Source organism: Vogesella sp. XCS3 (assembly GCF_020616155.1).
GTDB lineage: Bacteria > Pseudomonadota > Gammaproteobacteria > Burkholderiales > Chromobacteriaceae > Vogesella.
Window position 1 is genome coordinate 3,324,596 of record NZ_CP085530.1, and the last position, 12,644, is coordinate 3,337,239.

Genomic DNA, 12,644 nt, shown 5'->3' on the forward strand with positions numbered 1-12,644 from the left:
CCCTTATGGCAAGGTCGTGCCTGCTGCGGCAAGATGCCGCCAAACCATCAGGATGGATAAATCATGAAACCGCATTACCTCACACCTTTGTTTTCACCGCGCAATGTGGCCGTGGTGGGTGCCAGCGATACGCCAGGCTCGGTGGGGCAGGCGATTTTTGCCAACCTGCTGGCCGGTAATTTCCAGGGCAAGCTCTACCCCGTGAACCTGCACCACCGCGTGGTGGGCGGCATACCGGCCTATACCTCGGTCAAGCTGATCGAAGGCCCTGTGGATATGGTGGTGGTCACCACCGCGCTGCGCAGCTTGCCCGGCATTGTGAAAGACTGCGGCAAGAAGGGCGTGAAAGGCATCTTGCTGGCCAAGGATTTTGGCGATAGCGAAGCGCAAGAGCGCGAGGCACTGAACGAGGCGGTGTCGATAGCCAAGCACTACGGCATCCGCATCCTGGGGCCGAATGTGCTGGGCCTGATGCGCCCGGTAGCCGGCTTCAATGCCAGCAACTACACCAGTAAGGTGAAGGCCGGCAATCTGGCGCTGGTGTCGCAGTCGTCGGCGCTGTGTACCGCCATGCTGGACTGGGCCGATAGCAAGGGCATCGGCTTTTCCAGCGTGGTATCGGTAGGCGAGGCGCTGGATGTGGAGTTTGGCGAGATTCTGGACTACCTGGTGTCTGACAACTTTACCCAGGGTATTTTGCTGCACGTACACCACGTGCACGACGCCCGCCGCTTTATGAGTGCATTGCGTGCGGCTGCGCGTACCAAGCCGGTGGTGGTAGTGAAATCCGGCCGTTACGAAGACGACGTTACCGGCCTGATGCACTCGTCCAACCTGGTGGAAAGCGGCGACGTGTTCGACGCCGCGCTATCGCGTGCCGGTGTGCTGCGCGTGGCCACCATTGCTCAGCTGTTTACCGCGGCCAAGGTGCTGGCGGCCAACTATCGCGTGGCCGGCAAGCGCCTGGCTATCGTTACTAACGGTATCGGCCCTGGCGTGTTGGCCGCAGACAGTGCCTATATGTACGGCGTGGAGCTGGCCAAGCTGGCGCCGGCCACGCTGGAGCTGCTGAATGAGTCGCTGCCGGCGAACTGGTCGCACGGCAATCCGGTGGACATTATCGGCGACGCCAGCCCGGTGCGCTTCCGTACCGCCGTCAAAGCCTGTCTGGATGACCCGAACGTGGACGGCGTCCTGGTGATTTTCACCCCGCAAGCGGGCACCGACCATCTGACCACCGCCCAGCTGATGGTGGGGCTACAGCGAGAGAGCAGCAAGCCGATGTTCCTGTCGTGGCTGGGCGACGCCAAGGTATCGGAAAGCCGCGAGCTGTTTTCCAAGGCCAAGTGCGCGCATTTCCGCGCGCCCGAGTTTGCCATCGAGGTGTTCCGAAACCTGGCGTCCTACCACCATAACCAGAAAATGCTGCTGCAGACCCCTGCGCCACTGGAGGGCGAGCAGGTGGTGCCTGACGTACTGAAAGCCCGGGCCGTCATTACGACCGCTTTGCTGGAGGGGCGCTCGGTGTTGTCCGAGCGCGAAAGCAAAGAGGTGCTGGCCGCGTTCAATATCCCGGTAAACCGCACCACGCTAGCCAAGGATGTGGATGAAGCCATAGGGTTGGCCGCAGAAATCGGCTACCCCGTGGTGCTGAAGATCGACTCGCCGGACATCATCTACAAGTCTGACGTGGGCGGTGTAGAGCTGAATATCAGTAACGAACACTCCTTGCGCGAAGCCTTTGCCGGCATCATGACCCGCACGCGCGAAGCACAGCCGGATGCGCGCATAGAAGGCGTGTCCGTGCAAGCCATGCGCAAACGCCGCCACGCACGCGAGCTGATGGTAGGGGTAACGCACGATGCGTCGTTTGGCCCGGTGATTACCTTCGGGGCTGGCGGCATTGCGGTAGAGATCATGCAAGACCGGGCGCTGAGCCTGCCGCCGGTGAACCATTATCTGGTCGAGCGCATGATAGACAAAACCCGCATTGGCAAGATTCTGGGCCCGTTCAAGAATATGCCGGGCGTGGATATCGATACGCTCAAGAGCGTGTTGCTGCACGTGTCCGAACTGGTGTGCGAGCTGCCCGAAGTGCGCGAGATGGACATCAACCCGCTGGTGGCCGACGAATCCGGCGTCATTGCCCTGGACGCCCGCATCATCGTGCAGACGGTCAAGCGCACCAAACCGTATGGCCACATGGCCATCATGCCTTACCCCATGCACATGGTGCACTGCTCGATGCTGAAGGACGGTACCCCGGTTAATATCCGCCCGGTACGCCCCGAAGACGCCTACATGACGCAGGAGTTTGTGCGTAACCTGTCGGAAGAAAGCCGCTATAACCGTTATATGTCCAGTATCAAGCAGCTGTCGCAAACCATGCTGGTACGCTTTACCCAGCTGGACTACGACCGTGAAATGGCGCTGGCCATGACCCGTGAAACCGCAGAGGGCGAGGAGCAGCTGGCGGTAGCCCGCTACGTGACCGACCCGGATAACGAAAGCTGCGAGTTCGCACTGGAGGTGGCAGACCACTGGCAGGGCAAAGGTATTGGTGTAATCCTGATGAATGCGCTGTTTGATGCTGCACGTGAACAGGGCCTGAAAGTGATGGTGGGCGAGGTGCTGGCGGGTAACAAAGGCATGCTTAAACTCATGTCCCGCCTAGGCTTTGTGGTGCAGGTACACCCGGAAGACCGGGCCCTGACTATCGTCACTAAAGACCTGCTGCAAGCGCTTCCTGTGCAAAACAGCCAATAAGCACTTGCAGCGTAAGGGAAAAATGCCATAGAATCGGGGGCTTTTCTACGATTCCGTATATTTAAGGACAATCGACAATGGTAGTAATTCGTCTCGCACGTGGCGGCTCCAAGAACCGTCCGTTCTACAACATCGTTGTTACCGACTCCCGCAACCGTCGCGATGGCCGCTTCATCGAGCGTCTGGGTTTCTACAATGCTGTCGCTAACGACAAGCAAGAGCGCGTTCGTCTGGCCATGGACCGCGTTAACTACTGGATCGGCGTTGGCGCGCAAGTGACCGACTCCGTAGCCAAGCTGCTGAAAGACCAGCCGAAGGCTGCCTGATCAGTTTTGATCAGTCTACAGTACGGAAGCAAGGCGCATGCGTGACGCTGATCTAGTTGTAATGGGGTTTGTCCGCGGCGCCTTTGGCGTTCGTGGCTGGGTGAAAGTCCAGGCGGATACCCAGTACGCCGACAGTCTTTTCGACTACCCGCAATGGTGGTTGAAAAAAGACGGCGAATGGAAACCCTATACCTTTACGGATGGCTCCGCCCAGCCTAAGGGTCTGGTTGTCAAATTTGATGGCGTTGACGATCGGGAAATCGCCGCAGGGATGCGTGGCATGCAAATTGCCATCGCCCGCGATCAGCTGCCGGCAGCGGCAGATGATGAGTATTACTGGATTGATTTGATCGGCCTTGACGTGGTGAACAAGGAAGACATCGTGCTGGGCAAAGTTGCCGAGCTGATGGAAACCGGCGCCAATGACGTCCTGGTTGTCCGTGGTGATACGGATGAGCGGCTGATACCTTTTGTGTCCGATTACATTGTCGATGTAGATCTGGCCGCAAAACGGATTACCGTGGACTGGGGTCTGGATTATTAATGCAGCTTGATGCGATTACGCTGTTTCCCGAGATGTTTGACGCAATTACCCGCTTTGGCGTAAGCCGGCGGGCAATTGAACAATCGATCTGGCAGTTTTCAGCGTGGAATCCACGCGACTTCACCAGTGACAACCATCGCACCGTAGACGACCGCACTTATGGTGGCGGCCCCGGCATGGTGATGTTGGTTGAACCGCTGGAAAAAGCGATTGCAGCAGCGCGCGCACGACAGGCCGCTGCCGGTGTTGATAAATCACACGTGGTTTATCTGTCGCCGCAGGGTGCCCCCCTGACGCACGACAAAGTCAGCAAGCTGGCTGGCATGCCAGGCCTGATTTTGCTGTGTGGCCGTTATGAAGGGGTGGACGAGCGCCTGATCGATCGTGAAGTCGATGAAGAAATTTCGGTAGGTGATTATGTGTTGTCCGGTGGCGAGCTGCCGGCGATGGTCCTGATGGACGCCATGGTGCGTCTCTTGCCTGGGGTGTTGAACGACGCCCAGTCTGCCTACGAAGATTCGTTTGTGGATGGCTTGCTGGACTGCCCGCATTACACCCGCCCTGAAGAATATCGTGGTGTGCGCGTACCGGATGTCCTGATGTCCGGCAACCATGCCATGATCGCCAAGTGGCGTTTGAAGCAGTCGCTGGGCCGCACTTTCGAGCGCCGCCCGGATTTGCTGAAAAACCGCACTTTATCCAAACAGGAATCTCGGCTGCTGGCAGAGTACCAGCAGGAACAAGATCTCCTCAAAAACAAGGAGCAGTAACATGGATCTGATCCAGAAACTGGAACAGGAAGAAATCGCCCGTCTGGGTAAAACCATCCCTGAATTTGCACCGGGCGATACCGTTATCGTTCAGGTAAAAGTAAAAGAGGGTAACCGCGAGCGTCTGCAGGCTTACGAAGGCGTTGTTATCGCCATCCGTAACCGCGGTCTGAACAGCTCCTTCATCGTGCGCAAGATCTCTTCCGGCGAAGGCGTTGAGCGTACTTTCCAGACTTTCTCCCCGCTGGTAGCTTCCATCGAAGTGAAGCGTCGCGGTGCTGTGCGTCGTGCCAAGCTGTACTACCTGCGTGGTCGTACCGGCAAATCCGCACGTATCAAGGAAAAGCTGGTTCGCAAGTAAGCCCATCGGGTTTAACTTGTCGTACCCTGAAAGCGTCAGCCTCGGCTGGCGCTTTTTTCATTGGCAACCAGGTTGGCCGCATCCATGCAACAGGCAGCAAAATCGCTTTACCTCGACGCCTTTCTTGACACTCTCTGGCTGGCCGACAACCTGTCGGCCAATACCCTGGCGGCGTACCGCCGCGACCTGTTGCGGCTGGAGGCGGCCTTGCAGCCATTTGGCCATACCCTGGACACAGCAGATACGCCGGCGCTGGAGCAGGTGATGCTGGGCCTGATCGATACCGACAAGCCGGCTACCCGCGCGCGGCGCCTGTCGGCTGCGCGGCGCTTTTACCATTACCTGTGCCAGCAGAAGCTGCGTGAAGACGACCCGTCGGCTCGCCTGCAAGCGCCCCGGCTGGGCCTGCGTCTGCCGGGTACGCTGTCGGAGGCGCATGTGGACGGCTTGTTGGCCGCACCCGATACCGATACGCCTCTGGGGCTACGCGATCGTGCCCTGATCGAAACCCTGTACGCCACCGGCCTGCGTGTCAGCGAGCTGGTAGGCCTGACTTTGGGTCAGCTGTATCTGGGCGAAGGCTATGTGCGCATTGTGGGCAAAGGCAATAAGGAGCGGCTGGTGCCGCTGGGGCAGGTGGCCGAGCACTGGCTGCGCCGCTACCTGGCCGAAAGCCGGCCGCTCATCATGGGGGCGGCGCGTAGCGAAGACGTATTCGTCAGCAACCGCAAACAGGCTATGACCCGGCAAATGGCCTGGCACCTGATAACCCGCTACGGCAAACAAGCCGGGGCGCCGCCGCTCAGCCCGCATACGCTGCGGCATGCCTTCGCTACCCATCTGGTCAACCACGGCGCCGATTTGCGCGTGGTTCAGCTGCTGTTGGGGCATGCCAGCCTGTCTACCACCCAGATCTACACGCACGTGGCCCGCGAGCGGCTGAAGGCGCTGCACGCGGCGCACCACCCGCGCGGCTAAGGTTGGCCGCAAAAAAGCCCCGGTAGTTTACCGGGGCTGTCGGGGGCAATAGTGATTATGCCGTGGCTTCTGCCGGGGTTTCGGCAAACACCAGTTCCACTTTGTCGTCCTGGTCCAGATTGACGGTGACCTCGCCGCCGCCAGCTAGGCGGCCAAACAGCAGCTCGTCGGCCAGCGCCTTGCGGATGGTGTCCTGAATCAGGCGCGCCATCGGACGGGCGCCCATCAGCGGGTCGAAGCCCTTCTTCGCCAGGAACTTGCGCAGGCTGTCGCTGAAGTGGATTTCCACTTTCTTGTCGGATAGCTGCTGTTCCAGCTGCATCAGGAACTTGTCCACCACCTGCAGGATGATCTCCTCGTTCAGCATGCCAAACGGGATGATGGCATCCAGGCGGTTGCGGAACTCGGGGCTGAACAGGCGCTTGATATCGCCCATTTCGTCCCCGGCCTGTTTGCTGTTGGTAAAGCCGATACTGGATTTGGACAGCGACTCGGCACCCGCATTGGTGGTCATGATGATCACCACATTGCGGAAGTCAGCCTTGCGCCCGTTATTATCGGTCAGCGTACCGTGGTCCATCACCTGCAGCAGCACGTTGAAGATGTCCGGGTGCGCCTTTTCGATTTCGTCCAGCAGCAGTACCGCGTAAGGGTGCTTGGTGACCTGTTCGGTCAGCAGGCCGCCCTGTTCAAAGCCGACATAGCCCGGTGGCGCGCCAATCAGGCGGCTGACCGCGTGGCGTTCCATGTACTCGGACATATCAAAGCGCAGTAGCTCCACGCCCAGGAAGTAGGCCAGCTGCTTGGCCACCTCGGTCTTGCCCACGCCAGTGGGGCCGGAGAACAGGAAGGAGCCGATCGGCTTTTGCGGGTTCCCCAGGCCGGAACGCGACATCTTGATGGCTGCGGCCAACGCTTCGATGGCCTTGTCCTGGCCAAACACCACGTTTTTCAGGTCGCGATCCAGGTTTTTCAGCACGTTGCGGTCATCGCTGCTGATGGTCTTGGCCGGAATACGGGCGATCTTGGCGATGATCTCTTCGATCTCGCCCTTGTTGATCACCTTCTTCTGCTTGGACTTCGGCAGGATTTTTTGCGCCGCACCGGCCTCGTCGATCACGTCGATGGCTTTGTCCGGCAGGTGGCGGTCGTTGATGTAACGCGCCGACAGCTCTGCTGCCGTCGACAGCGCGGCCAAGGTGTATTTCACGCCATGGTGCGCCTCGAAACGGCTTTTCAGCCCCTTCAGGATCTCGATGGTCTGTTCTACCGATGGCTCGGGTACGTCAATCTTCTGGAAGCGGCGCGACAGGGCGCTGTCTTTTTCGAAGATGCCGCGATATTCGCCATAAGTGGTAGCGCCAATGCAGCGCAGGCTGCCATTGGAGAGGGCCGGTTTTAGCAGGTTGGAGGCGTCCAGCGTGCCACCGGATGCCGCACCGGCGCCGATCAGGGTGTGGATTTCGTCAATGAACAGCACGGCGTGGCTGTCTTCGGCCAGCTGCTTGATCACCTGTTTCAGGCGCTGCTCGAAGTCACCACGGTATTTGGTGCCCGCCAGCAGGGCACCCATATCCAGCGAATACACCGTGGCTTTAGCCAGCACATCCGGTACATCACCTGCCACGATACGGCGCGCCAGGCCCTCGGCAATGGCGGTTTTACCCACGCCGGCTTCACCTACCAGCAGCGGGTTGTTCTTGCGGCGGCGGCACAGGATCTGGATCACGCGCTCGACCTCGTGCTCGCGGCCGATCAGCGGGTCGATCTTGCCGTCGCGCGCCTGCTGGTTCAGGTTCTGCGTGTAGTTTTCCAGCGCGCCGCCCGGGGCGTTGCCACTATCTTCCCCTTCATTCTCGCCAGAGGCATCGTGGTGCGGCTCCTGGCTGGCGGCCGGTTTGGCGTTTTGCTTGGTGATGCCGTGCGAGATGAAGTTCACTACGTCCAGGCGCGAAATACCCTGCTGATGCAGGTAGTACACGGCGTGCGAGTCTTTCTCGCCAAAGATGGCCACCAGGATATTGGCACCGGTGACTTCTTTTTTGCCGGACGACTGCACGTGCAGGATGGCGCGCTGGATCACGCGCTGGAATCCCAGTGTCGGTTGGGTTTCCACTTCGGCCTCACCGGGCACGGTGGGGGTGTGTTCGTCGATAAAGTCCCCCAGCTGCTTTTTCAGCTGGTCGATGTTGGCGCCGCAGGCGCGGAGGACTTCGGCTGCAGACGGGTTGTCAGTCATCGCCAGGAGCAGGTGCTCCACGCTGATGAATTCGTGCCGTTTGCGGCGTGCATCCATAAAGGCCATGTGCAGGCTGACTTCCAGTTCTTGGGCAATCATCAGTTTTCCTCCATGACACACTGCAGTGGATGCTGGTGCGTTTGTGCGTGCTGCGAAACTTGTTCTACCTTGGTGGCAGCGATGTCTTTGGTATAAATGCCACAAAGACCCTTACCTTCATTGTGGACCTGCAGCATCACGATTGTGGCTTTTTCGGCATTCATGTGAAAAAAATGCTGCAGTACCTCAACGACAAAGTCCATCGGGGTGAAATCGTCGTTCAATAACAATACTTTATACATCGGTGGGGGTTTGACCTCGGCCTTGCGGGCCGCTGTCACGACATCATCCTTGTGCTGCGTAGACATGGGAACCTTCTGCGAATTCGCGCTTATTTCAATTTTGGTTCGTATGGCTGCTTTTTCAAGCCCCTTAACTTTTACCGGCTTGTCTTGACGTTGTCACACGCTAGGCGTAGAAATACAGACGGTGCTTGGCTTTGCATCGCTGGCTGTGTGTAAACCGTTACCTGCTGCAGCGTTTGTAAGCTTGGACTGTCAGGGCTCACCACCCTGTTTACTTTATGCATGCTAAGGATAGTTACACATGGCAACTGGTATTGTTAAGTGGTTCAACGACGCTAAAGGCTTCGGCTTCATCACTCCGGACGAAGGCGGCGATGACCTGTTCGCGCACTTCTCCGCGATCAATATGCAAGGTTTCAAATCGCTGACCGAAGGCCAGCGTGTAAGCTTTGACGTCGTTCAAGGCCCGAAAGGCAAGCAAGCCTCCAACATCCAGAAAGCCTAAGCTTGCGCTAGCTGACGGATGTAGCGGGAACGCTGCTGACAAAAACCGCATCAAGCCGATGCGGTTTTTTTGCGTCTGTCATCAGACAGGCTGAGCCACTATCGGCGCGGTGCCCGCGTGCAAAAGCTGGCGGTAGAGTGCTGCAAAGGTCAGGCTGCCGATGGCGGCGAGCATCAGCCAGGGCAGGGCTGGCATGGCCAGGCTGCGCGAGATATCCAGCAGCCAGCCGCCTCCCAGGTAGCCGGTGGCCCCGCCCAGTGCCAGCCCCAGGCGGCTGGTGCCGCTGTAGCTGGCGCGTGCTTCGCTTTGCGCGTAGCTGGCCAGTAGTGCCTCGCGTGCCGGTTCGGTGATCAGGCTACCGGTATAGAACAACGCGAGTAGCGGCATGGCCAGCCACAGGCTTTGCGCTAGCGCCATCAGCAGCAAGCTCAGCGTCATCACCGCGATACCCAGCAACATGCGTTGTGCCAGGCTGAGGTAGCGTTCGCCCAGCTTGGCCAGCGGGTAGAGCAGGGTGAGCGACAGCGTGGTTTCCATGGCGTACAGCCAGCCCACCACCTGCGGCGTACCCGCCATCTGTTTGAGCACGATGGGGACCAGCAGCATGATCTGCACGCCCAGCACGTAGTAGCCGCTAAGGGTCAGTACCAGCCGCATATAGCGCTTGTCTGCCAGCACGATGCGTACCGAGGCTAAGGGCGATGCTTTGCCGCTGGCCACGCGGTAGGCCGGTAGCAGCCACAGGTTGGCCGCAGCCGCTAGTACGAACACCGCACAGCCGCCCATGCCTACCCACCAGAAGTCAAAATGCAGTAGCCAGGAGCCCAGCATGGCACCGCTTACCGCTGCCGCGCTCTCCCACATCATCAGCAGCGTGTAGAAGTGGTTGCGCTCGTGCTGGCGGGTCAGTTTGATGATGAGGGCAGCACGGGGCGGGTCGAACAGCATGCCGCCCAGGCCGGACAGAATGCAGGAAAACACCAGGGTAGCAGGGGTTTGCGCCATGGCCATGGCGGCAAAGCCGGCGGCGCGTAGTAGCATGCCACCGACAATCAGCGGTTTGGCACCGTAGCGATCGGCCAGCGAGCCGCCCAGTAAGCCCAGCCCCTGTTGCATTAGCTGGCGTATGGCCAGCGCCAAACCCACTGCCGCGGCGGCCCAGCCCAGCTGGTCGACAAAGTGGATGCTGATCAGCGGAAACACGCTGAAAAAGCCGAATACCACCAAGACGTTGTCGAGCATAATGAAACGCCTGCCCAAGCGCCGCGCCTGTTCTGCCGAAGCCATGATGTGCCCCTGTGTGAAGTGGCCTTCATTGTCATGCGGCATCAGCTATCATAGAAGCCGTTAACTGCTAATATTTTCTATGGCTTTTCATTATGGCTATTTCACTGGATGACCTCGCCCTGCTGATCGATATCGTCGATTGCGGCAGCTTTAGCCAGGCGGCTGCGCGCCGTGGTTGGTCGCAGCCGCAGGTTAGCCAGCGCGTGGCGGTGCTGGAGGCCAATGTTGGCGCGCAGCTATTCCGCCGCCATCGCCGCGGCGCGGTGCCGACGCCGGCGTGCGAGGCCTATTTGCCGGCGGCGCGGCAAGCTTTGGCCATTCTGGACGATGGCCGCCGCGCGGTGCAGGGCGTGCCGGCACTGCCGCGCCTGACGCTGGCCTGCCTGCCATCGCTGGCGTCGGTGGTGTTTGGCCCGGTGCTGGTGGCGCTGGCCGAGGCGCCGTTCGAGATCCGCTGCAGTACTGATCATTCGCCCGCCATCATGGAGCGGCTACTTACCGATGGGGTACAGGTGGGCTTTGTGCTGAAGTGCCCGCCAATGGCCGGTATCCAGATGGAGCGCATCTGGTGCTCGCCTATCGTACCGGTGGTACATAAGCGCCACCCGCTGGCGCAAGCTGGGGAGCTGACGCTGGCAGAGGTAGCCAATGCGCGGCTGGCGCCGCAGTACTGGGGCGACGCCTGCGACACCCTGCTGGCCATGCTGCGTCAGCAGCGCACCGCCAGTGGCCCCTTGCACGCCATCCAGCCGGCCAGTGCCGCACGCGAGCTGGCGATGGAACATGGCTTTCTGACCTTCATGCCCGAGGTGGCGGTCAAACGCGACCTGCGCGAAGGCCGGCTGGTGAAGCTGGCCATCCGCGACCTGCCACTATGGCAGTGGGAGGTGATGATGGCCTGGCGCGCCGGCAAGCGCAGCGACGCACCCAAGCAGCAAGTGCTGGATACGGTGCGGGCGATGGCGCCGGACTGGGCCTGACGCGGCCAACGTTGGCCGCAGGTACGCGTGGCAAGGCCCTGCCTGGCGGCAGGGCCTTGCTGTGGTCGTACAGGGTGGTATTACATGCGCGCGATCATGGCGTCGCCAAATTCAGAGCACGACACCTCGGTAGCGCCGTCCATCAAGCGGGCAAAGTCGTAGGTGACTACCTTGTCGCCAATGGCGGCCTCCATGGCGTGGATGACCAGGTCGGCGGCTTCCTTCCAGCCCAGGTGGCGCAGCATCATCTCGGCAGACAGGATCAGCGAGCCGGGGTTCACCTTGTCCAGCCCGGCGTACTTGGGCGCGGTGCCGTGGGTAGCTTCAAAGCAGGCGTACTGGTCGGAGATATTGGCCCCCGGCGCGATACCGATGCCGCCCACCTGCGCCGCCAGCGCGTCGGATATGTAGTCACCGTTCAGGTTGGTGGTGGCAATCACATCGTACTCGGCCGGGCGCAGCAGGATCTGCTGCAGGAAGGCGTCGGCGATGGCGTCCTTGATCACGATGCCGTTTGGCAGTTTCAGCCACGGCCCGCCGTCGATCTCTACGCCACCGAACTCGCGTTTGGCCAGCGCGTAGGCGCTATCGCGGAAGTTACCCTCGGTAAACTTCATGATATTGCCCTTGTGCACGATGGTGACCGACTTGCGCTGGTTGTCGATGGCGTACTGGATGGCGGCACGCACCAGCCGCTCGCTGCCCTCCACCGAGATCGGCTTGATGCCGATGCCGGAGCTGGCGGGGAAGCGGATCTTCTTCACGCCCATTTCGTCTTGCAAGAAGCGGATCACCTTCTGTACCGCTTCGCTGCCGTGGGCCCACTCGATACCGGCGTAGATGTCCTCGGTGTTTTCGCGGAAGATCACCATGTTCACCAGCTCCGGCTGCTTCAGCGGTGACGGCACGCCTTTGAAATACTGCACCGGGCGCACGCACTGGTACAGGTCCAGCTCCTGGCGCAGCGCCACGTTCAGCGAGCGGATGCCGCCGCCCACCGGCGTGGTCATCGGCCCCTTGATCGATACGGCGTATTCTTTCAGCGCGTCGAAGGTTTCGCGTGGCAGCCATTCGTCCGGGCCGTACAGGCGGGTGGACTTCTCGCCGGCGTATACCTCCATCCAGTGAATCTTCTTCTGTCCGCCGTAGGCTTTGGCCACCGCCGCATCGATGACCTTGATCATCACCGGGGTGATGTCGACGCCGATGCCGTCGCCTTCAATGTACGGAATGATGGGCTGGTCGGGTACAAGTTGGCCTGGCAGGATCTTCTGGCCACCGGCCGGCACCTTGATATGCGATACGCTCATGCTGTTCTCTCCTGTGTCATGCGGACATGTTGTGGCAGCTGCCACGGCGTGCCGGCTATCAGACTGCAACAGGGCTAATCTGTTCGCGCCAGCCGTGGGGTAAATGGCGTGCAATATTGCAGCTAGTGTTGGCAACACCCTGTCGTTGTTATGGTACGTGCCACGCAAAGCGCCAAGGTCTGATTGCCACCGCGTGGCGTCGGGCATAAAAAAACGCCAAGGCAAGCCTTGGCG

Annotated in this window: 12 protein-coding genes; 8 read left to right on the forward strand and 4 right to left on the reverse strand. The window is 60.1% G+C overall.

Annotated features, from left to right (window positions below; translation table 11 throughout):
• Positions 1-63 precede the first annotated feature (63 nt).
• The 6 genes from LCH97_RS15850 to xerD all read left to right on the forward strand — a co-directional run bounded on the left by LCH97_RS15850 (position 64) and on the right by xerD (position 5,745).
• On the forward strand, positions 64-2,766 hold the full coding sequence (locus tag LCH97_RS15850; RefSeq protein WP_017509893.1) for a bifunctional acetate--CoA ligase family protein/GNAT family N-acetyltransferase: 2,703 nt from the start codon (positions 64-66) through the stop codon (positions 2,764-2,766).
• 77 nt (positions 2,767-2,843) lie between these two features.
• Positions 2,844-3,092, forward strand: coding sequence for a 30S ribosomal protein S16 (gene rpsP, locus LCH97_RS15855; protein ID WP_017509892.1), 249 nt, complete (start codon positions 2,844-2,846; stop codon positions 3,090-3,092).
• Positions 3,093-3,129: 37 nt separating this feature from the next.
• Positions 3,130-3,636 (forward strand): ribosome maturation factor RimM, encoded by a 507-nt coding sequence (gene rimM, locus LCH97_RS15860; RefSeq protein WP_026108130.1) that lies wholly within the window; start codon positions 3,130-3,132, stop codon positions 3,634-3,636.
• The gene (gene trmD / locus LCH97_RS15865) at positions 3,636-4,406 is read left to right on the forward strand and encodes a tRNA (guanosine(37)-N1)-methyltransferase TrmD (protein ID WP_227302519.1); all 771 of its coding nucleotides are present in this window, start codon (positions 3,636-3,638) and stop codon (positions 4,404-4,406) included. The genes rimM and trmD overlap by 1 nt, the downstream gene beginning before the upstream one ends.
• A gap of 1 nt (position 4,407) precedes the next feature.
• Entirely contained in the window at positions 4,408-4,767 is a 360-nt protein-coding gene (rplS, locus tag LCH97_RS15870; RefSeq protein WP_017509889.1) for a 50S ribosomal protein L19, read from the forward strand.
• A gap of 84 nt (positions 4,768-4,851) precedes the next feature.
• Entirely contained in the window at positions 4,852-5,745 is an 894-nt protein-coding gene (xerD, locus tag LCH97_RS15875) for a site-specific tyrosine recombinase XerD (protein WP_227302520.1), read from the forward strand.
• Between the two features lie 55 nt (positions 5,746-5,800).
• On the opposite strand, the gene clpA is transcribed toward xerD, so the two are convergent.
• Positions 5,801-8,083, reverse strand: coding sequence for an ATP-dependent Clp protease ATP-binding subunit ClpA (gene clpA, locus LCH97_RS15880; protein WP_227302521.1), 2,283 nt, complete (start codon positions 8,081-8,083; stop codon positions 5,801-5,803).
• Positions 8,083-8,391: an ATP-dependent Clp protease adapter ClpS gene (clpS, locus tag LCH97_RS15885; RefSeq protein WP_227302522.1), complete on the reverse strand. Its 309-nt coding sequence runs from the start codon at positions 8,389-8,391 to the stop codon at positions 8,083-8,085. Before clpS ends, clpA begins: the two co-directional genes overlap by 1 nt.
• Positions 8,392-8,629: 238 nt before the next feature.
• Between clpS and LCH97_RS15890 the strand changes: the two genes are divergently transcribed.
• Complete coding sequence (locus LCH97_RS15890; RefSeq protein WP_017509885.1) at positions 8,630-8,833, forward strand: cold-shock protein; 204 nt, start codon at positions 8,630-8,632, stop codon at positions 8,831-8,833.
• Between the two features lie 81 nt (positions 8,834-8,914).
• Here LCH97_RS15890 and mdtH read toward each other — a convergent pair whose 3' ends face one another.
• Complete coding sequence (gene mdtH / locus LCH97_RS15895) at positions 8,915-10,075, reverse strand: multidrug efflux MFS transporter MdtH (protein ID WP_255619242.1); 1,161 nt, start codon at positions 10,073-10,075, stop codon at positions 8,915-8,917.
• 137 nt (positions 10,076-10,212) lie between these two features.
• On the opposite strand from mdtH, the gene LCH97_RS15900 reads away from it, so the two are divergent.
• On the forward strand, positions 10,213-11,100 hold the full coding sequence (locus LCH97_RS15900) for a LysR family transcriptional regulator (protein WP_227302524.1): 888 nt from the start codon (positions 10,213-10,215) through the stop codon (positions 11,098-11,100).
• Positions 11,101-11,180: 80 nt separating this feature from the next.
• Here the strand turns inward: LCH97_RS15900 and icd are convergent, their stop codons facing one another.
• Positions 11,181-12,410, reverse strand: a complete 1,230-nt coding sequence (gene icd / locus LCH97_RS15905; protein WP_227302525.1) for an NADP-dependent isocitrate dehydrogenase — start codon at positions 12,408-12,410, stop codon at positions 11,181-11,183.
• Positions 12,411-12,644 lie beyond the last annotated feature (234 nt).